16 protein-coding genes and 1 tRNA gene are annotated in these 19,955 nt (G+C 61.0%); 15 read left to right on the forward strand and 2 right to left on the reverse strand.

Going from position 1 to position 19,955, the window contains the following annotated elements; all coding sequences use genetic code 11:
- Positions 1-34: 34 nt before the first annotated feature.
- Both QCE48_RS06180 and QCE48_RS06185 read right to left on the reverse strand, forming a co-directional pair.
- Entirely contained in the window at positions 35-628 is a 594-nt protein-coding gene (locus tag QCE48_RS06180; protein WP_309785686.1) for a peptidylprolyl isomerase, read from the reverse strand.
- A 125-nt stretch (positions 629-753) separates the two neighbouring features.
- On the reverse strand, positions 754-1,539 hold the full coding sequence (locus QCE48_RS06185) for a tetratricopeptide repeat protein (protein ID WP_404982706.1): 786 nt from the start codon (positions 1,537-1,539) through the stop codon (positions 754-756).
- Positions 1,540-1,826: 287 nt separating this feature from the next.
- On the opposite strand from QCE48_RS06185, the gene cysS reads away from it, so the two are divergent.
- The 15 genes from cysS (at position 1,827) to QCE48_RS06260 (ending at position 19,955) form a co-directional block, all read left to right on the forward strand.
- Positions 1,827-3,227: a cysteine--tRNA ligase gene (cysS, locus tag QCE48_RS06190; protein ID WP_309785684.1), complete on the forward strand. Its 1,401-nt coding sequence runs from the start codon at positions 1,827-1,829 to the stop codon at positions 3,225-3,227.
- Between the two features lie 46 nt (positions 3,228-3,273).
- Positions 3,274-4,317 carry a DNA repair protein gene (locus QCE48_RS06195; RefSeq protein ID WP_309785683.1) on the forward strand — a complete coding sequence of 348 codons (1,044 nt, stop codon included), beginning with the start codon at positions 3,274-3,276 and terminating at the stop codon, positions 4,315-4,317.
- A gap of 137 nt (positions 4,318-4,454) precedes the next feature.
- Positions 4,455-5,426 carry an acetyl-CoA carboxylase carboxyltransferase subunit alpha gene (locus QCE48_RS06200; protein WP_309785682.1) on the forward strand — a complete coding sequence of 324 codons (972 nt, stop codon included), beginning with the start codon at positions 4,455-4,457 and terminating at the stop codon, positions 5,424-5,426.
- A 25-nt stretch (positions 5,427-5,451) separates the two neighbouring features.
- The gene (gene tilS / locus QCE48_RS06205) at positions 5,452-6,879 is read left to right on the forward strand and encodes a tRNA lysidine(34) synthetase TilS (RefSeq protein ID WP_309785681.1); all 1,428 of its coding nucleotides are present in this window, start codon (positions 5,452-5,454) and stop codon (positions 6,877-6,879) included.
- A 383-nt stretch (positions 6,880-7,262) separates the two neighbouring features.
- Positions 7,263-8,513, forward strand: coding sequence for an aspartate kinase (locus QCE48_RS06210; protein ID WP_309785680.1), 1,251 nt, complete (start codon positions 7,263-7,265; stop codon positions 8,511-8,513).
- 176 nt (positions 8,514-8,689) lie between these two features.
- Positions 8,690-8,783, forward strand: a tRNA-Ser gene (locus QCE48_RS06215).
- Positions 8,784-9,218: 435 nt separating this feature from the next.
- Entirely contained in the window at positions 9,219-11,588 is a 2,370-nt protein-coding gene (gene vgrG, locus QCE48_RS06220; protein ID WP_309785679.1) for a type VI secretion system tip protein VgrG, read from the forward strand.
- A 76-nt stretch (positions 11,589-11,664) separates the two neighbouring features.
- Positions 11,665-13,992 (forward strand): hypothetical protein, encoded by a 2,328-nt coding sequence (locus tag QCE48_RS06225; RefSeq protein ID WP_309785678.1) that lies wholly within the window; start codon positions 11,665-11,667, stop codon positions 13,990-13,992.
- Positions 13,989-14,462: a hypothetical protein gene (locus QCE48_RS06230; RefSeq protein WP_309785677.1), complete on the forward strand. Its 474-nt coding sequence runs from the start codon at positions 13,989-13,991 to the stop codon at positions 14,460-14,462. The genes QCE48_RS06225 and QCE48_RS06230 overlap by 4 nt, the downstream gene beginning before the upstream one ends.
- A gap of 24 nt (positions 14,463-14,486) precedes the next feature.
- Positions 14,487-14,672: a PAAR domain-containing protein gene (locus QCE48_RS06235; protein WP_309785676.1), complete on the forward strand. Its 186-nt coding sequence runs from the start codon at positions 14,487-14,489 to the stop codon at positions 14,670-14,672.
- A 53-nt stretch (positions 14,673-14,725) separates the two neighbouring features.
- Positions 14,726-15,277: an XAC2610-related protein gene (locus QCE48_RS06240; RefSeq protein ID WP_309785674.1), complete on the forward strand. Its 552-nt coding sequence runs from the start codon at positions 14,726-14,728 to the stop codon at positions 15,275-15,277.
- Positions 15,278-15,555: 278 nt separating this feature from the next.
- Positions 15,556-16,191 carry a hypothetical protein gene (locus QCE48_RS06245; protein WP_309785673.1) on the forward strand — a complete coding sequence of 212 codons (636 nt, stop codon included), beginning with the start codon at positions 15,556-15,558 and terminating at the stop codon, positions 16,189-16,191.
- 17 nt (positions 16,192-16,208) lie between these two features.
- On the forward strand, positions 16,209-16,469 hold the full coding sequence (locus tag QCE48_RS06250; RefSeq protein WP_309785671.1) for a PAAR domain-containing protein: 261 nt from the start codon (positions 16,209-16,211) through the stop codon (positions 16,467-16,469).
- Positions 16,469-17,746: a hypothetical protein gene (locus tag QCE48_RS06255; RefSeq protein ID WP_309785670.1), complete on the forward strand. Its 1,278-nt coding sequence runs from the start codon at positions 16,469-16,471 to the stop codon at positions 17,744-17,746. Before QCE48_RS06250 ends, QCE48_RS06255 begins: the two co-directional genes overlap by 1 nt.
- Positions 17,727-19,955, forward strand: coding sequence for an ImcF-related family protein (locus QCE48_RS06260; RefSeq protein WP_309785669.1), 2,229 nt, complete (start codon positions 17,727-17,729; stop codon positions 19,953-19,955). Before QCE48_RS06255 ends, QCE48_RS06260 begins: the two co-directional genes overlap by 20 nt.

Raw genomic sequence — 19,955 nt, forward strand, 5'->3', positions numbered from 1 at the left:
GGCGAGGCGCCGCCCACGGGCGGCATGCGCGGTGTTACTTCGAGACGATCGTCGCCGATTCGATGACGACCGGCTTTTGCGGCACGTCGGCCATCGGCCCGCGCGTGGTGGTAGGCGTGCCTTCGATCTTCTTCACGACGTCCATGCCCGCCGTGACCTTGCCGAAGACGGCATAGCCGTTGCCGTCGGGGTTCGGGTAGTCGAGTCCTGCATTATCGACCGTATTGATGAAGAACTGGGCGGTGGCCGAATTCGGGTCGCTCGTGCGCGCCATCGCGAGCGTGCCCGTGGTGTTCTTCAGGCCGTTCTTGCTTTCGAGCGGGATCGGAGCGCGCGTCGGCTTTTCGGCGAAGCTCGTGCTGTATCCGCCGCCCTGGATCATGAAGCCCGGAATCACGCGATGAAAGATCGTGCCGCTGTACTGACCTGACTTCACGTAGTCGAGGAAGTTCGCGACGCTCTTCGGCGCCTTCTCGGGATAGAGTTCGACGCGAATGTCGCCCTGCGAGGTCTTGAACAGCACGCTCGGATGCGCGGGCTGCGCGCCCGCCTGATTCTGTCCCTGGGCGAAGGCCGGAGCGCCTGCGATCAGGGCGGCGCTGCCGAGCGCCAACATCAGTAATTTCATGAAGGATCGATCCTGTGGTTGGAGTGATGACGAATGCGGCGTCGTGTCGGGCGGTCGACATCCGCCGGGTCCTGCGTCGCGTCGAATGCCTGTTCGCACGGACGTGCCGTGCTGAAATGCCGCGTTCAGGGCTGCGCGCTCGGCGCGACGTAGGGCGAAGTCGGGAACGGGCCGGTCGGGCCGCCGAACGGCGTGTATGGGCTAGGCAGTGTCATTGCAGGGACCGTGCCCGTGCCGCTTGCGCCGGGCGTGCCGTATTCGGACGACGGGACGATGCGTTTTTTCTGCACGGGCGGCGCGATGATCTTCTGGATGTCCGCGACGCGCTGGCGCGAGAGCGCGCTCTTCGATCCGAGCGATTGCGCGCGCTTGTACGATTCGCTCGCGAGCCGCAGATACAGATCGCCGAGGTTGTCGTAGGCGAGCGCGTAGCTCGGGTTCGCCTTGATCGCCACTTCGAGCGCGGCGCGCGCGTCTTCGTAGCGGCCGTGCTTCGCATACAGCGCGGCCAGGTTGTTGTACGGTTCGGGCAGTTCGGGATAAGCCTGCGTGAGCTCGGTGAACGCGGCGATCGCTTCGTCGTCGCGGTTCAGGCGGGCGAGGATCGTGGCGCGCTTGAACTTCGCCTGCACGTCGCGCGGATTCGTCTTCAGGCGCTCGTCGACTTGCGCGAGCGCGTTGGTCCAGTCCTTCTGCGCGATGCTCGCATCGATCTGCGGTGTGCCGTCCGAAGTTGCGGTGGACACCTGCGCGTGAGCCGTGCCGACGCACAGAAAGCTGCCCGCGAGACCGAACGCTGCAGTGACGAAGGTGGTCGCGGCAGCCGTTGCGACGAAGCCCGCGAGCCCAGTGGCGACGCGGCTTGCGGCCCGGTTGGCAACGCCTTGTGCGCGACCGTTTGATGGTTTCATAGGCTCAAGTCTGGATGTTATACTCCGACCCATTCTAACAAAAGGTCTGCGCGTTCCGTCGAACGTCGGACTGTCGTTACGCCACTCGTGGTCCTCTCCGTTTTGATCGCAGCGTGAGCAACGTGCGTGCTCAGGCGGCGCGCGAGATCGGGAGCGTTTTCGCAGGAGGATCATCGTCCTTCGTCGCAACACGCTGTCGGGTCTTCGCACCGCATCGAACAGCATCGTGCCGACACGTGATTCCAGCGACACCAACACGCGAATGTTCCGACCCAGCATCGCCTTCTATGAATCCACTGCGCATCTACAACACGCTCGCGCGTGACAAGCAATCTTTCGTGCCGCTTCGGGATGGCGAGGTGCGCATGTATGTCTGCGGAATGACGGTGTACGACTATTGTCACGTCGGCCATGCGCGCGTGATGGTCGTGTTCGACATCGTGCAGCGGTGGCTGCGCACGCTCGGGTTCAATGTGACCTACGTGCGCAACGTCACCGACATCGACGACAAGATCATCCGCCGCGCCGTCGAGAACGGCGAGCCGATCAAGGCGCTCACGCAGCGCTTCACCGACGCGATGCACGAAGACGCGGACGCGCTCGGCGTGGCGCGCCCCGACCTCGAGCCGCGCGCAACCGACTTCATCCCGCAGATGCTCGGCATGATCGACATGCTGGAAGCGAACGGCTACGCGTATCAGGGCAAGGACGGCGACGTGAACTACGCGGTGCGCAAGTTCGCGGGCTACGGCAAGCTGTCGGGCAAGTCGATCGAGGATTTGCGCGCGGGCGAGCGCGTCGCCGCGAACGACGCGAAGGAAGATCCGCTCGACTTCGTGCTGTGGAAGCAGTCGAAGGAAGGCGAGCCCGCCGACACCGGCTGGAACTCGAAGTGGGGCCGCGGCCGTCCGGGCTGGCACATCGAATGTTCGGCGATGGCGTGCGAGCTGCTGGGCGAACGGTTCGACATTCACGGCGGCGGACAGGACCTGCAATTCCCGCACCACGAGAACGAGATCGCGCAGAGCGAAGCGGCAACCGGCCAGCAGTTCGTGAACTACTGGATGCATAACGGTTACGTGCAGATCGACAACGAGAAGATGTCGAAGTCGCTCGGCAACTTCTTCACGATCCGCGAGGTGCTCGAAAAATTTGATGCCGAAGTGGTGCGCTTCTTTATTGCGAGGGCACACTATCGGTCGCCGCTGAACTACAGTGACGTGCACATCGAAGACGCGCGCGGCGCATTGACGCGTCTTTACACCGCATTGAAGGACGTGGAGCCGGACGATCAGCCGCTCGACTGGAACGAGCCGAATGCAGAGCGCTTCCAGGCGGCGATGAACGACGACTTCAATACGCCCGTCGCGGTATCGGTGCTGTTCGATCTCGCGACCGAAGTGAACCGCACGCGCGAGCCCGCGCTCGCGCGTCAGTTGAAGCAGCTCGCTGGCGTGCTCGGACTGCTCGGCCGCGAGCCGCGCGCGTTCTTGCAGCAGGCGGTGGGCAAGGGCACGGGCGATGCAGGCATCGCGCCGGCCGAGATCGAATCGATGATCGCCGCTCGCGTCGCAGCGAAGCAGGCGAAGAACTATGCCGAAGCAGACCGGATCCGCGCGCAGTTGCTCGAAGCCGGTGTTGCGCTTGAAGACAAACCGGGTGGGTCGACCGAATGGCGCCGCGTCTGAGCGCGGCCCTTCACACCCTCAATCGACTCACCAGGCAGGAGGCATGATGGCAACGGCCAGGAAGGCGCCGGCTAAGCGAGCCGCGTCCGCAAGAAATGCAGCGCCCGCAACGAAGACCGCGCGGCGCACGCAGGCGAAGGCGCCTGCAAAGGCAGTGAACGGTGCAAGCCACGCGATCGCGCGCAAGAGCCAGGCGAAGAAAGCGGCGTCCGAAGACGTGACGGTCGCGGGCCGCGGCAACGGCGCCGCGCGCGCGGGCAAAGCCGTGGCGAGCGCGCCCGCATCGCGAAAACGGGTGCACGCGACGGCTGCCAATGGCGCTGCGAAGGCGTTGGCGGCGAAGGGCGAAGGCGCTTCGGTCCAGGCGCTCGTGCGCGATCCGCAGCACGAAGGCGAAGTCGTGCGCAAGTCGCGCGCGATCACGCCGGAAGCCGCGGTGCCGGTGCAGATCGGCGGCCTCAAGCCTGAAGTCACGCGCCCCGCCTACTGGGACAAGGCCTGTGCCGACCTCGTGAAACGCGATCGCATTCTGAAGAAGCTGATTCCGAAGTTCGGTCCGGTGCACCTGATCAATCGCGACGATCCGTTCACGACGCTCGCGCGCTCGGTCGTCGGTCAGCAGATTTCCGTGCGTGCCGCGCAGAGCATCTGGGAGCGCGTCGAGTCGGCGTGCCCGAAGCTCGCGCCGCAGCAGTTCATCAAGCTCGGTCACGAAAAGCTGCAGGCGTGCGGACTCTCGAAGCGCAAATCGGAATACATTCTGGATCTGGCGCAGCATTTCCAGTCGGGCGCGCTGCACGTCGATACCTGGACTTCGATGGACGACGAAGCCGTGATTGCCGAACTCACGCAGATTCGCGGCATCGGCCGGTGGACGGCCGAGATGTTTCTCATCTTCAATCTGTCGCGTCCGAACGTCTTGCCGCTCGACGACCTCGGCCTCATCCAGGCGATCAGCATCAACTATTTCAGCGGCGAGCCAGTCACGCGCAGCGAGGCGCGCGAAGTCGCGGCGAACTGGGAACCGTGGCGCACGGTGGCCACGTGGTACATGTGGCGCAGTCTCGACCCGACACCCGCCGACCATTGAGGATCCACCGGAAACCCGCTGAAAACCAAAAGAAGGCAGGGCCGCTATCGCTATCTTATAATTGATAGTTGCGACCCGAATTTGTCAGGGTGACGCGCGGTTAGAATACGCGCTGCCCAGTTCCTAGGATTCGAACAATGAAGACCACGTTTCTGGATTTCGAGCAGCCGATCGCTGAACTCGAAGCGAAAATCGAAGAGTTGCGCTTCGTTCAGGACGATTCCGCTGTCGATATTTCGGAAGAAATCGAGCGGCTGTCGAAGAAAAGCCAGCAACTGACCAAAGATCTCTACGCGAACCTGACGCCCTGGCAGGTTTCGCAAATCGCACGTCATCCGCAGCGCCCCTACACGCTCGACTACGTCAGCGAACTCTTCACCGATTTCCACGAATTGCACGGCGACCGTTCGTTCGCCGACGACTTGGCGATCATCGGCGGCCTCGCGCGCTTCAACGGCCAGCCGTGCATGGTGATCGGCCATCAGAAGGGCCGCGACACGAAGGAGCGCGCGCTGCGCAACTTCGGCATGCCGCGTCCGGAAGGCTATCGCAAGGCCGAGCGGCTGATGCGTCTTGCCGAGAAATTCGGCCTGCCGATCTTCACGTTCGTCGATACGCCGGGCGCGTATCCCGGCATCGGCGCCGAGGAGCGCGGGCAGTCGGAAGCGATCGGACGCAATCTCTACGTGATGGCCGAACTGAAGACGCCGATCATCACGACCATCATCGGCGAAGGCGGCTCGGGCGGCGCGCTGGCGATTGCCGTCGCCGACGTCGTGATGATGCTGCAGTTCTCGACCTATTCCGTGATCTCGCCGGAAGGTTGCGCGTCGATTCTCTGGAAGAGCGCGGCGAAAGCGCCCGAAGCGGCCGAAGCGCTCGGACTCACCGCGCATCGCCTGAAGGCGCTGGGGCTGATCGACAAGATCGTCAACGAACCGCTCGGCGGCGCGCATCGCGATCCGAAGGGCATGGCCGCGCTCCTGCGCCGCGCGCTCGCCGATTCGCTGCGCCAGTTCCACGGCATGAACGTGAACGACGTGCGCGCACGTCGCTTCGACAAGCTGATGGCCTACGGCAAGTTCAAGGAAACGCTGCCGGGCGCGTAAGCCGCGCACGCCGCGCGTTCATCTCGTGACATCCGGCACCGACACACCCGCGCACCGCCTCGTGACCGAGGCGGTGCGCGCGGCGCTCGGCCGCACGACGGTTTCTTCCCCTGCGTCATTCGCTGTCGCGCTAAGCGGCGGCCTCGACTCGACCGTGCTGCTCGACGCCGCCGTGCGCGTCGCGGGCGCACCGCGCGTGGTCGCGCTGCATGTCCATCACGGCTTGAGCCCGAACGCCGATGCTTGGGCCGCGCACTGCGAGTCGTTCGCGGATTCGCTCGGCGTGCGTTTCGCCGCGCGTCACGTCGAGGTGACGCGTGCGGGCGGCGAGAGCCTCGAAGCCGCGGCGCGCGATGTCCGCTATCGCGCGCTCGATGCGCTGTGCGACGAGCACGGCGCACGTTCTCTCTGGCTCGCGCATCACGCCGACGATCAGGCCGAAACCGTGCTGCTTCAGCTTTTGCGCGGCGCCGGTGTGGCCGGGCTCGCGGCTATGGCGCCGGAACGCGCCGACGGTGCGCTCGCGGTGCCGCGCGTGCGGCCGCTGCTCAATTTGCTGCGCGCGCAACTCGAAACCTACGCGCACGAACGCGATCTGGACTGGATCGACGACGAATCGAACGTCGATACGCGTTACGCGCGCAATGCGCTGCGGCACGACGTGCTGCCCGTGCTCGCCGTGCATTTTCCCGGCTTCCGGGATGCGCTTTCGCGCACGGCGTCGCACGCGGCGTCGGCGCAGCGTCTGCTCGACGAACTCGCGCGCATCGACCTCGATGCCGCGTGGCGCGAAGACGGCGCGCTCGCGCTCGACGTGCTCCTCGCTTTCGACGACGAGCGCGCCGTCAATCTGCTGCGCTACTGGATGCGATCGCTCGGCCTGGCGGCGGCGTCGACGGCGCGTATCGCCGACATGCTGCGACAACTGCGCGACGCGCTCGCGACGCGCGACGGCCACGCGTTGCGCATCGATCACGCGGGACATTGTCTGCGCGAATATCGCGGTTCGATCTTCTGGGAGAAGGGCGATAGCGCCGATCCGCCCGATCTCGACGAAGGCGCGGCCGCGCCGAGGATGCCGGTCGAATTGCGGTGGCAGGGCGAGGAAGTCTGGCGCCTGCCGCAATGGCGCGGCACGCTGGTGTTCGAGCCGTGCGACCGCGCCGACGATACCGATGCGGTCGCGGAAAGCGTGTTGCGCTCGGCGCCGCTCGTCGCGCGTTCGCGCTCGGGCGGCGAACGTCTGCGCCTTGCCGCCGATGCGCCTAGCCGCACGCTCAAGAATCTGTTTCAGGAACGCGGCGTGCCCGCGTGGAAGCGCGATGTGCCGCTCGTCTTTGTCGGCGACGCGCTGCTTTTCGTGCCGCTGATCGGCGCGAACCGCGCGGCGGAACATAGCGCTCGCGGTCCTTTTCGACGGATCGTTTGGCGCCCGGACGTGATCATTGCATGATGTGAAACCGGCGACGGGCAACATCGGCGAATGGGCGCCGAGCCCCGGGCCAAATGCCTGTTCCGACTTGTATTTTGAGGCCCGATCGGGTAATTTAACTCGTTTGTCCGCCGTGCGTTTTGTGTCGTATTTGCGTCCGTTCACGAGATCCGTGACCCGATCTTCGCCGCCAGCAGCCTGCGCAAAGCGTGCAGGTTGCGGCCATCAAGCGGCCATAAAGCGCACCTTCGTGCAGCAGGCTCCGACGAGCCTCGCGCGAGCGGCATCTGCGCTATCCAGACGATGCGCGCCACGATCGTTGCCGAATTCCACGCCACCCTAAGCCGTCGATCGCAACAGCCGTAGCGCTTCGAGCGCGGTTTTTCCTCCAGTTCAAAACGACAATGGCACTCATCGTACACAAATACGGCGGCACCTCGATGGGCTCCGTCGAGCGCATCAAGAACGTCGCGAAGCGCGTCGCGAAATGGCACAAGGCCGGCCACAAGATGGTCGTCGTGCCCTCGGCGATGTCCGGCGAAACGAATCGCCTGCTCGGTCTCGCGCGCGACATCACGCCCGATCCCGACCCGCGCGAACTCGACATGATCGCGTCCACCGGCGAGCAGGTGAGCGTCGGGCTGCTCGCCATCGCGCTGCATGCGGAAGGGTTGGACGCCGTGAGCTACGCCGGCTGGCAAGTGCCGATCAAGACCGATAGCGCGTTCACGAAGGCGCGCATCAGCGAGATCGACGGCGAACGCGTGCTCGCCGATCTCGACGCGGGCAAGGTCGTCGTCATCACGGGCTTTCAGGGGGTCGATCCGGAAGGCCATATCGCGACGCTCGGCCGCGGCGGCTCGGACACGTCGGCGGTGGCGATCGCAGCGGCGCTGAAGGCCGAGGAATGCCTGATCTATACCGACGTCGACGGCGTGTACACGACCGATCCGCGCGTCGTCGAAGAAGCGCGCCGGCTCGACCGCGTGACCTTCGAGGAAATGCTGGAAATGGCGAGCCTGGGCTCGAAGGTGCTGCAGATCCGTTCGGTGGAATTCGCTGGCAAGTATCAGGTGAAGACGCGCGTGCTTTCCAGCCTGACCGACCCGCTGATGCCGCTCGACGACGAAATGCACTCGGGCACCCTGATTACTTTTGAAGAAGACGAGAACATGGAAAAAGCAGTGATTTCGGGCATCGCGTTCCAGCGTGACGAAGCGCGTATCGCCGTCATGGGCGTGCCCGACAAGCCGGGCGTCGCGTACCAGATCCTCGGGCCCGTCGCCGATGCGAACATCGACATCGACATGATCATCCAGAACCAGAGCGTGGACGGCAAGACCGACTTCACGTTCACGGTCGGCCGCGGCGACTACCATCGCGCGATGGACATCCTGAGCGGCCAGGTGAAGGATCACGTGAACGCCGAACGTGTGCTGGGCGATCCGAAGGTGTCGAAGGTATCGGTCGTCGGCGTGGGCATGCGCTCGCATGTGGGTATCGCGAGCACGATGTTCCGCACGCTGTCGGAGGAGGGCATCAACATCCAGATGATCTCGACTTCCGAGATCAAGATTTCGGTGCTGATCGACGAGAAGTACACCGAACTCGCGGTGCGCGCGCTGCACAAGGCGTTCGAACTCGATCGCGTTTGATGGCGTTTGCTTGACGCGATGTGCACGGCTTGCGGGCCGTCGCGTCGTCGCGGGTTGTCGAGTGCGGGGCGTGCGCTGGATGAATGAAAAAATTCGTCTGCGAAATTGACCGGCGCGCTCGAACCCGCTATTATCTTGGCTTCGTCGCGCTGACTCCCTGCGCGACCGAAAGTTTGGGAGACGTGGCCGAGAGGTCGAAGGCACTCCCCTGCTAAGGGAGCATCTGGGCCAAAACCTGGATCGAGGGTTCGAATCCCTCCGTCTCCGCCAGCGATGGCAGAGAGAACCCCGCAGAGTCTAGGCTCTGCGGGGTTTTTGTTTTTTCAGCCGTATTTCGCCATTTCCCCAAGGGGCGGTGCGGCAGTAACACTGCGCCGACATTTTCCACTCCGTCCGCCTGGCACTCGAGCCACCCAAGCGAAAGCGGGTGTGAGTAAGTATCCATCCCGCCAGCGTTGCCACAGACGTGCGGCGTACGTCGATATTCCCCTCCGGCATCCCAATCGCCATCCGATTACCACCTAATTCAATCTCGAAAAACAGAAACACCGTGATTTGTTGTCGCTCGACGACGTTTCTGAAAATTTCAAACTTCCCCTCGCTCAGTGCGATTGACGAATTACCGTTGGTACGCCTAAATAGTAGCGTTAAAAGTTGCAAAACGCAGTGGCTCTTTATCGCCCCTTTAAACAGACCCGGATGCGTATGAACGCTGTGACGAAGAGTTTTACGGATGCGCTGCGCCACCCGAGCGCGCGGCTCACCCAGCATCTGAAAATACGGATTGGCGCGCAGGACCTCGACCTCGACGTGCTCGACTTCAAAGTGCGCGGCGGGCTGTGCAAGGACTACAAGGTCGATATCACGGTGACCTCGCCGCGCCTGGTTATCGATGGCAAGGAGTACGTAGGGCGACGAGCGGGCCTGCATGTCGACGAGCAGGTGGCAATACCCTCGGCGAGCTGGAGCAGTCCCGTCGACCACTCGGCAGCGACCTTCAATGGCGTGGTCACGCGCTGGAAACGCATCCGCACAAGCCGCGATGAAGCCGCCTACCAGGTGCGGATCAAGCCGCGCTTTGCTGCACTATGCAAGCGCATCGTCAAATCCGACGTACTGAAAGATGTCACGTTCGAGGAGATGGTCCGCCAGTTGATGATCGACGGGCAGAACTTCGACGCGTTCGACATTGAGTTTCATCTCGAAGGGCCGCAGGACAAGATGGAGCAGGTGGTCATGTACGAGGAGTCCGTGTGGAACATGGTCACCCGTCACGCGAAACGCAAGGGCATTTTCTGGTTCTACCGGCAGGAACGCGGGGAGAACGGGCTCCTGGATATCCTCGTTTTTGCGAACAACCCGCGCGCCTATATCCGTTCCGTCAACCTGCCGTTGTTTGCCGATTCCGGGCTGCACAGCAACTGGCACGAAGCGGCGCAGGCGGTCCACGAGCAGCGCACGCTGGTGCCGGCCACGGTCGAACTATGGGAGCGCAACTACCGGACGCCCGAGGAACCGCTGCAGGCCACGTCAAATGTCTCTGCTGAGGATGGCGACCGCTCGGTGTTCGGCCGGATCAGCCGCAGCGCGGAGTTTCATCTGACGCCGGCGCAGGGCGAAGCGCTCGCGCAGACCCGGCGCGACGAGCAGATCGCCCGTCAGGTGACGTTCGCGGGCAAGACCGATGCGAAAGGCATCGCACCAGGCGTGGTCGTCAAGCTGACGAACACGACGATGCCCAACGCGGAATACGGCTTCGTGGTGACATCGTTCAGGATGGAAGGCAGCCGCACGAAGCCGGCCTATACACGCTTCAAGGCGATGCCCGCGCATCTGACTTACCGGCCCGATTTCGACTATGAGCGGGACTGGCGTTTTTTGAATTCCGTCGTCGGCGTCGTCACAACGCTCGACTCGGCTCCCTATGCCTATCTGGATGAACACGGGCGCTATCCCGTTTTACCGAAGTTCCTGCAGGGCACGGGCAACGCCGACAATAAGCTGCTGAACCTGCGCCTGCTGCGTTCCTCGTCGTCGGATCAGGGCGGTTTTCACTCGCCCCTGCTACCGAAAACCGAGGTGATGCTTGAGGCGGCCCATGGGGACGTGGATCGGCTGCACATCAGCGGCGCCCTGCACGATTTTGCACATCAAGATCCGGTACGTGGCACCGATGCGTTGTTTAGCTACGCGATTTGGCGCTCGCCGTTGCTCGGCGCGGAGGTCGTGTTCAACGACCTGCAGGGCAAGGAAAGTGCGCGCATCTCGACGGTCTACAGCCAGACGGCGGTGAATCAGGGCTATCTGCTCAACAGTAAAAAGCTCCCGCGCGGCACGGGGTACGAGGCGACGACCCAGGCGTGGGGTACGTTTCGCGCAGCGAAGGGGCTGTTCTTCTCGGCGGATGCGGCGGCCGGCGCCGATACCCCGCACCTTGAGATGCCTGCTGCGGTCGCGCAGCTCAAGGCGGCGCTGCAACGCGTGACGGATCTGGCGGCGGCGACCACGCAGGCCAAGGCAGAGCCAGCGGACCGGGCCACGCAGGCGGCACTTCTGGACGGACTCAACCAGCTCCGTGACGCGGGGCTGCTCGCCAGCGCTCCGGGCGGCATGGCGTTCGTGACGCCGAAATCGGCTCAACACTCGGCCGGCGAGAACGTGATCGTTACAGCGGGCCGGGATATGGACGTCAGCATTACCAGGCGCCTGCGCATGGTGGCGGGTGACCTGTTCTCGCTATGCGCACACAAGCTGGGTATCAACCTGACCGCCGCGAAGGGGAAGTTTACGGCCTCGGCGCTTACGGACGGGATGGACCTATTCGCGCAGCAGCAGTTGCGCGTGGCGAGCCAGAGCGCGGACGTGCAGGTGGCGGCGAAGTCGAAGATAACGCTCAACAGCGGCGGAGCTTCGTTGGTGATTGAGAACGGCAACATGACGTTCCACTGTCCCGGCGCTTTCACCATCAAGGCGGCGTCGTTCTCTTTCCAGGGGCCCGACGGGACCCCTACGCCGCTGCCGTCTCTTCCGAAGAGCAGTCTAAAGATTTCCGACCAGTACTCGTCGTCTCATTGAAGCCATGATCATCAGCCCCCCGTTTCTGCCCGCATCGGGCACGACATCTAACGACGCGTCACATTCGGACCCTATGATGGACGCCGTCGAGCAGTTCGAGATCGGCCATCACGGGGTCTATCCGGTGGCCTTCGATCGGCGTTTTCATTGCGGTATTCATCTGAATCCGGGAGAGCAGACAGAACCTGTTCGCGCGATTGCGGACGGGGACGTTGTGGCCTACCGGGTCTGCAAGAACGCCCTTTCGGACGGCACGACGGATTCGACGACCGGGCAGCCTCTGCTGAACTCGAATGCTGGCTTTGTTCTGCTCAAGCATAAGACCGACACAGGTGACGACCGAACGATCACGTATTACTCGCTTTACATGCACCTGCTGGACATGACCAGTCAGGAGCACATTGCGCCCCAGCCGAACGATCCGCCTGAGACGGGGTCCACGAATGCTCTGCCCAAATGGCTACTCGATACCTCAGGGGGCAAGGATGGCGTGGTTCAGTCGGGTGGCACGAAAAAGGTGTACCGCAAGGACATGCTCGGCTACGTCGGCCAGCATCAGGGTGTGGCGCATCTGCACTTTGAAATTTTCATGGCGGACGGGGACTTCACAGCTTGGTTCGATCAGGATGGACACAAGGTTCAGATCGGCGAGAAAAACCCGGTGCAGCCGACGTCGGGCGACCATTGGGGACATACCTACTTCGTCATTCAGGGTCCGCAAGACTTTGTAGCGCAGCCGGCGGGTATGACCGACACCTGGTTCCCGCAGCTACCGGGTGGCTCAATTGGCGATGGTGACACGCTCTATGTCGAAGCCTGGTTCAACAAGGGGCGGCGCTATACGCAGGCATGGATCGATCGCGGCAACAGAGGCAATGTGACCCTGCTCACGCCTGACCCCGTTGCGGACCCATACGACAGCGGTACAAAGCAGTATGAATACGACCTGTATGACCGTGCGATGGCTCTCTATCCGGTGTGTCCGAGCGACGGCTATGAAATGCTGCGGTTTGGACGCATTCTCTCGGACCATCCCACCCTGTCGGGTGCGACCTGTGCCACCTGGATCGCGCTGCCGTTCGACGAGCATGGCACGCAGGGCTACGTCAACATCGCGCCGGACGCGATCATCAAGCTGTCCGACGCTGACTTCCCGTTCTTCAAGGAATGGCAAAGAGTTGACGAGGACAATACCCCGTTCAATCACGATGGACTATGTGGATACGATGAGCTTTGTCGCTTGACTGGAGTTGCGGATCCACAGGCATCGGCCGGCATAGTCCAACCACTCGAATATGACAAGAACAACAACGATAGCTCTAACCAGCAACTCGCGGGCTACGTGCAAAGTACCGAGGGCGTGCGCAAGAAGCTTAAGGGACTCGTATGCAAGGCTCGGAGCGAGTGGGACCCGTCCAACAACGAAGAGCGATACAAGGGGCTGAATGAGCCGGATGGTTTCTTTGGGAAGCAAAAGGATACTAACCCTGACGGCTACCAGAACTTCATCTCATTCCTGGAAAAGTTCCAGTTTCTGGACCAGACGCCACTCGCGGGGCAGAAGCTCTGGTTTTTCCATCCGCTGGCCTTTATCCGGCATTTCAGGAAATGCGAGTGGCTCGCCGCCGAGGAGATTGCGCAATGCGTTCCACGGTCGGTTCTCTCGCTTTACGGTACGCATTTTGTAGCGACAGCACATCCCTGGAGGGATGCATTGTTGCAAGGCAACGCCTGGGAGTCGGATTTGAACTTAGCCCTGCGCAAGTACCGCATTAGCTCAACAAAAGAACGGGCGACCCATTTACTCGCTCAGTTGATGGAGGAGTCCGGATGGCTTACAGCCGTGCGTGAATATTACGGGGAGACCAGGTCCTACAATCCGTACTACGGACGTGGCTTGATTCAGCTCACGCACATGCCGAATTACTCAAAGTACGGTGAATTCAGGAAGTTCCCGCTTGATCCGACTGTTCCCGCAAAATTTTCAGATCTTAAGTGGAATCCTGACGTATTGATGGCAGATACGAATTCGGTTTTCAACCGGCACAACTGCGCCGATAGCGCCGCGTTGTATTGGACCTGCAGGAAGATGACAGCCACGGGAACAAATACCATCAAGACAACCGATACGGGCGGGCTACAGATTGATACGGTGGTGCAAGCATCCAAGTCCACCAATGGCAATGTGTCAAATCAAAACGTGAATGGCCTTGATCATCGGTTGCAGTCATTTGTCTTCATTAAATATATCCTGCTGGACGTTATTGAAGGCGGTTCTTCGGAACAGATTTCTTTTGTCTGGAGGAGAAATTCGGCGACGGAAACCGTGCCGGGAGAAGCAAAAAAACGATACATACCAACCACGCATACGATTCAAGTCTCACTGGAGAAGCAACGACCATGAAAAATATTTTCGTCCTTATTGCATTGCTTTCCTTCTCTGGGCTTGCGTGCGCCTGCGGGACTGACGCTCAACGGGAGAAAATGGCTGCGAAGCTGTACGCGGACGCCGAAATGCAGAAATTTGTCTGCGGCGCTAGCGACTCGTGTTCCATGGAGGATTTCAAGGCGGGGCTGCAGTTTCAGAAATATGAAAGACCCTTCCACGGGGCAGTTCTTTCGGTGTGCCTGGTCGAGCCGACCTTGACGGCAACCAATTCCTTCACGGGGGTATTCGCAAAAAAAAACGGCCGGTACGCGTTTCAATTTATCTCGTACGGAACGGGGGTTAAGGTCCAGGTCAACAAGGCCGGGATTCCGATGGTTCTTGAGTACAGCGTTGTCGATCCAAATAACCCGGACTATTCGTTGAATCAATATTTGTGGAATGGCAAAGCGTTCATTTTCTCGCGCACGGTGCCTCTGCATCACTGAAATCTATAACGCATCTGGCTAATTATGCCGTCTCCAATCCGCAAAGGCGACAAGCTCGAACACGGCGGCGAAGTCACCGGCGGCTCCCCATGGACCGAATTCATGGGGAGCCAGCTGGCCCGCAAGGGCGATGAGGCAATCTGTGACCAGCACGGACTCCCTGATTCGAAGATCATAGCCAAGCTACAGGGTCATGAGAGCATGGCGTAAATGAAAGAGTATTTTATTTTCTTTCTTATAAAAGTTTTTTAGGTTGGTGACCTATGAAAGTCAGAGGATACATTTGTTCGGTATTTGTTCTGTTTTCCAGTTTTGCTGTGTTTGCAGCAGATTTGCCGAATATGACCATCGGTGATGATCATGCTTACGTTACGGCTCCACGCGGAAAGAAGCAGGTCATCACCGCGGCAAATGGCGGGGCAGATTCCGAAGCAAAATTTATTGACCTTACGTTCAATGGATATACCGATCTGCTCATACTTCGAGACAGAGGGGCCAGCCAAGAATTTTATGATGTATATCTCTATTCCAGAGAAAAGGATGCGTATATCTACAATAAACGCCTTAGTGATATTCCGTGCTTAGATATCGACCTCAAGAGAAAAGAATTGGTTGGGCAATGTTTCCACGCGAGTGCATGCGAGAACTGGGAAGAGTACTATTCGGTCTCTCCGAAGGGGACTATTTCGCTGGTTGAGCGCAAAGGAACTTACTGCGATCCGATTGGAGGGCGAGGATACACCTATATCGATCGATTTCGGAATGGGAAGAAAATCTCCTCGAAAACGTTGCCCGAAAACCAATCAGATAACTAGAATATGCAACCTCCTATTCAACCAGTCCTTTACGAAATATGCCGCGGCAGTAACATATCCGGGGGCGATAGATCAGAATCCAGCTATCGCAGGACTAGGTACTATTGTGCCGCGTCTGGAAAAGCCGCCGGTGCCGTAAATACTGGTTCGCCTTCTAGCAACCATCGGTCCTTGGCATTCGATAATTCGGGAATGTCCTTGTCTAATATCACTACTGTCAACTGCCTGAATCGCTATCGTTCAACGTGTCCGGAACATTTCTCCTGAAAGAAGGCGTCATGAGAAATATTTTTTTGACATGGTTAGTAATTTTCTCGTTGATAGGGGCGTCAAGTGCAGAGTCTGTAGATAATGGTTCTACTGATCTGCAGAACAATATCTCTTTGTTGCGTAGCCAGTGTGGATACGTGCTTGATGAGAATATTTTGGCGAAAATTGTCGGGTCGTCGTCAAATGTAAATGGCAACGTGATTTTTTTTGATTTTTACATCGTGATGAAACCACGGATTAAGCCAATCCATGGCAAACTTTTGTTCAGTTGCTTCGTGGCGGGATCAACCCCGACGAGGTCAGATATTGCACAGAAAACGACCGCAGCCGATGAGATTGCTTTAGAAGATTCTGGTGGACGATACGTGCGCGATATCGCATGGCAGCGGGCCTATGAAGGAAAAGGTTGGAGTGGAACGATTGCATACGTAAATTCAATTTACGGCGATCAAGAAAGGCAGGCTGTTCCTGACTATTTCCTAGTGTGTCCTAACAAAAATGGTTTTGCGTGTTTCTCGTTTGAGGTTGTAAAAGAGAAGCTCGATAGGAAGGAGAGTGATCGAATTCCTAGCTTGCTTGGTGGAATTGGAATTGATTTGCCATCAACGACCCCTGAATCAACCGATAAGCGACAAAAGCCATAATCCATTGGATTACCAATATGCAATCTCCGATCCGCAAAGGTGACAAGCTTGAACACGGCGGCGAAGTCACCGGCGGCTCCCCATGGACCGTATTCATGGGGAGGCCGCTAGCCCGCAAGGGCGATGAGGCAATCTGTGACCAGCACGGACAGACCACGATTGATGAGGGATACGAAAGATTCCCGGATCGCGATGGTAAGCCCGTCGCCATGCATCACTACGTCTGCGCTTGCGGTTGCCGCCTGATCTCATCCTTTGAAAACGTCGGTATTGAGTGATGCCGGTCGATCTCACTCCCGCCGGGCGCCCTAGCGCCTATCCCCGGCGGATGCGTTTCTGGCCGTGGGCAATTACCTGGTTCGTCTGCAATGTGTGCGGCGCGATGGTCGTTTTGCTTGCGTGGCCGAATGGCGAGCCTGCGAGCGGCCTCAAGTTCTGGAGCTGGATTGTTGGGGCGCCGAGCGGGCTGTTCCTTGTGCTGCTCGGTTTTGGCCGCGCTGGCTACGAGGCACTGTGGTATCGCGCGTACTGGCGCAACCATCATCGTGATCGCTGGCTCGCGGAGAAAATCCGGTTCGCACAGCGCCCGCTGCACGTACTCGACGCAGGTTACTGTCTGCCGCTTGGCGGCAAATCCTTGTCGGAAGTTCTGGCAGGAAAAAGATCGATCCTGAAAGCGCAGGCAGCGCGGCACGGCTCGGGCAAGGTTCTGTGCAATCGCTTCGAAGACAACGACCCGCTACTGGCTGGTCCGTCCATACCGAATGAAGAGGACGTTCCGGCCGGTAACGAAACAGTCCTGACGACGGCTGCTCCCGTTGTACAGATGATTCGTGTCGCGCTTGAACCGCTCGTCGGGAGCATTCAGGCATTAACCCGATACCAAAAAGCATATTGGCCCCAGGTGCGTGTGCTGGCCGAGCCGGAGGTTGCGAGCCTGCGTCTGGCCCAGGTTCGCGACGCGATGCGTCTGGCGGCGCTTCCGCCACTTGAGGTTCAGGCGGTCCCGGCTGCCGACGGGTTGCTGGTGGTCGATGCCTGGCTCGATGCGCGTGAGCACCGTCCACTTCTCGTTGTCGCGGCAGCATGGTACGACGATGACATTGATGAAGGCCTCGCTGAGGGATGCGCTGCCGTGCTGCTCGACGCAGGCTATTTCAGGCTTCCGCAGGAGGTCAGCAGAAAGGCGACGCTGCATAGGCCCATTGCGGACGATTCTGCTGAGCCCGAATATGGTTTCGCGAATGCCGCGATCTGGGGCAACACCGATGCCGCCGCGGTGACGCGCGCGTGGATCACCCGTGCAGTTGAAGGCTGCGACCGGGCCCTGCGTGCCGCCGGGTTTGTGGCCGCAGCAAAAGACCCCGCGCAATACCGGCTGGATCGTATTGTTGGCGACGTACGTTCAGCGAACGGCCTGCTGGCGATTGCCGGTGCTGTTGAATCCGGCGTCAGTGATGGACCGCAGCTTGTTGTCGACGGTCGGCAGTCGGCAATCCTCCACGTTATACCCGCAGTTCAAACGGCTTCAACGCATGACGATACCCAAAAATAACCTGCTGAAAATGGAGCCTCAAGCCGCCTCCTCCGGGGCGGCTCCGAGCCTGGTTGCAATCTGGGGCCTGCCCCTCGCAGCCCTGGTTCTTGACATTGCTGCACTCGTGCTGGTCTGGTTCCGGAGCGAACGTCTCGGCATTCCAGATGGAACGCCTCGCACGCTGGTACTGGTTAGCATTCCAGTGTTACTTGTCGTCATCGTGATCGTTCATCTGGTCGCGATATCCACCGGCGCGTATGTGGGTGCTGCGAGATTGTTCCGTCTCGAAACAGGCGAAAAGGGGGTAACCACAACGCCGAAACCGCTCAAGCGCGATGCACGGCTGCAACGCGTCTATGACGACCTGCGCGTCTCGCAAGGCTGGTTCTGGCGCCGGCGCCTGCGCTGGCTGCTAGTGAACGGTACGGACGAACGCGTCGATCAGGCCGCGCCCGGGCTGAAGCAGGCGGGCGTCATGCACGTGGGCGAAACCGTTTTGGTCCATGCGTCACCGGACGGGGTCGAGGCGGCGAAGTGGCTGCGCCAGATCCGGCAGTTGGGCCACCGTTGCGCAGTCGATGGTCTCGTACACGTGACGCGCGCCGATGAGACCGATACCGATCTACCCCGAACGCTCTCGACGCTTGGCGCCGCGCTCGGCCGCGACGCACCCGTTACGTTCCTGCATCTGGTGCAAGCGCACGGCAGCGCGACGGAGCCGTTCGATGCCATCGGCGCCTTCATGCCGAACGCTGCGCGCGGACAGGCGCAGACCGCCGTGGCAAGACTGGCGCGGCTGCTTGTGGAGGTCGAGCAGACAGCGGCGGACGCGGGTGTGCGCCTGTGTGCTGAGCCGCATCGGACCTCCTGGATGCTGGAGATCTCAAAGTACGTCGGCGACCATCGCGAGCGGATGGCTGAGAGCCTGCGCGCGCTGGCTGCGTCGAACTGGCTGCGCGCGCCGCTGGCGGGCGTCATGTTCGCGCCGGTCTTCCCGAGCGCGGCCGTCGTACCGGTGCCGCTCATCGATACGGACGGTACTCCCGGCCAGCCTGTCGACGCACCAGCGATGCAGACGGTGGCCCGCGAACAACCTGCCGCCCTGCTACCGGTATGGCGGGAGATCGCGGCAAGGTCACCTCACTATCGGGGCCGGCGCGCCGGCTTTTATTGGCCCAGTGCGCTTGCGATGTGCGTCCTCGCCGGGGCGGTCGCATGGACGGTCGCCCTGATCGTGTCGGGCCTTGGAAACCGGGCGCTCGTGCAGGAAGCGCAAACGACCGCCGCGGTGGCGCTCGCCGCGACGCCGGGTACACCGCAGGCGCCGCGCACGCAACTCGCCTTGCAGCGGCAGATCGAGACACTCGAATACCGCCAGCGGCATGGCACGCCTTGGTATCTGCGTGCGGGCCTGTCGCATAACGCCGACCTGTTCGACGCACTCTGGCGGCCCTACGGGACCGTCGCCGTGCGGAACCTGCAGCAACCGGTCGTGCAGGCGCTGGAGGACCAGCTCGGTCAGCTTGCGCAGGTTCGCGCCGACGAGCAACAAAGCCATGATGCGCAGCAGGCAGCCTACAACCGGCTCAAGGCGTACCTGATGCTCGCTACGCCCGCGCGCACCGACGCCGCGTTCCTCAAGGCGCAACTGCTGGACGTGTGGCCCGCGCCTGCCGGTATGCGCGAGGGAGAATGGCTCGACACCTCGAAGCAACTCGCGGGCTTCTGGGCCGGCCACCTCAGGGCGCATCCTGACTGGCGCGCCGGCACGTCAATGCCACTAGTCACTCAGATGCGCTCGACGCTCATCAACCAGATCGGGTTGGCGGCGAGCGACGATGTGCTCTATCAGAGCGTACTCGACGAGGCGCGTGGCAAGTACGCCGACGTGTCGCTCGCGACACTGCTCGCCGGAGCGGACGCGCATGGGCTTTTCACCACCACGCAGACGGTGCCGGGGCTGTTCACGCGCGCCGCGTGGGAAGGCGTAATCGAAAAGGCCATCGACGACGCCGCGAAGCAGCAGCACGTCGAGGGAGACTGGGTGCTGACCGATGACGGTCCGTCTGCCCAGGTCAACGCAACCACGGCGCAGGGAGCGATCGGTTCGGCGCGCGCCGTGCTCGACGCGAAGCGCGACACGGACGATCTCAGGCAGCGCTTGCGCTCGCGCTACTTCACCGACTATACGGCGGCATGGTCGACCATGCTCAACAGCTTCCAGTGA

It is taken from the genome of Caballeronia sp. LZ024, from assembly GCF_031451455.1.
GTDB lineage: Bacteria > Pseudomonadota > Gammaproteobacteria > Burkholderiales > Burkholderiaceae > Caballeronia > Caballeronia telluris.

What these genes read in the sequence shown, in the direction of transcription:
- QCE48_RS06245 (WP_309785673.1), top strand. Translation starts at nt 15,556, where the DNA reads ATGAGAAATATTTTTTTGACATGGTTAGTAATTTTCTCGTTGATAGGG.
- QCE48_RS06185 (WP_404982706.1), bottom strand. Translation starts at nt 1,539, where the DNA reads ATGAAACCATCAAACGGTCGCGCACAAGGCGTTGCCAACCGGGCCGCA.
- vgrG (WP_309785679.1), top strand. Translation starts at nt 9,219, where the DNA reads ATGAACGCTGTGACGAAGAGTTTTACGGATGCGCTGCGCCACCCGAGC.
- QCE48_RS06210 (WP_309785680.1), top strand. Translation starts at nt 7,263, where the DNA reads ATGGCACTCATCGTACACAAATACGGCGGCACCTCGATGGGCTCCGTC.
- QCE48_RS06200 (WP_309785682.1), top strand. Translation starts at nt 4,455, where the DNA reads ATGAAGACCACGTTTCTGGATTTCGAGCAGCCGATCGCTGAACTCGAA.
- QCE48_RS06235 (WP_309785676.1), top strand. Translation starts at nt 14,487, where the DNA reads ATGCCGTCTCCAATCCGCAAAGGCGACAAGCTCGAACACGGCGGCGAA.
- QCE48_RS06180 (WP_309785686.1), bottom strand. Translation starts at nt 628, where the DNA reads ATGAAATTACTGATGTTGGCGCTCGGCAGCGCCGCCCTGATCGCAGGC.
- QCE48_RS06260 (WP_309785669.1), top strand. Translation starts at nt 17,727, where the DNA reads ATGACGATACCCAAAAATAACCTGCTGAAAATGGAGCCTCAAGCCGCC.
- QCE48_RS06250 (WP_309785671.1), top strand. Translation starts at nt 16,209, where the DNA reads ATGCAATCTCCGATCCGCAAAGGTGACAAGCTTGAACACGGCGGCGAA.
- QCE48_RS06230 (WP_309785677.1), top strand. Translation starts at nt 13,989, where the DNA reads ATGAAAAATATTTTCGTCCTTATTGCATTGCTTTCCTTCTCTGGGCTT.
- QCE48_RS06225 (WP_309785678.1), top strand. Translation starts at nt 11,665, where the DNA reads ATGGACGCCGTCGAGCAGTTCGAGATCGGCCATCACGGGGTCTATCCG.
- QCE48_RS06195 (WP_309785683.1), top strand. Translation starts at nt 3,274, where the DNA reads ATGGCAACGGCCAGGAAGGCGCCGGCTAAGCGAGCCGCGTCCGCAAGA.
- QCE48_RS06240 (WP_309785674.1), top strand. Translation starts at nt 14,726, where the DNA reads ATGAAAGTCAGAGGATACATTTGTTCGGTATTTGTTCTGTTTTCCAGT.
- cysS (WP_309785684.1), top strand. Translation starts at nt 1,827, where the DNA reads ATGAATCCACTGCGCATCTACAACACGCTCGCGCGTGACAAGCAATCT.
- QCE48_RS06255 (WP_309785670.1), top strand. Translation starts at nt 16,469, where the DNA reads ATGCCGGTCGATCTCACTCCCGCCGGGCGCCCTAGCGCCTATCCCCGG.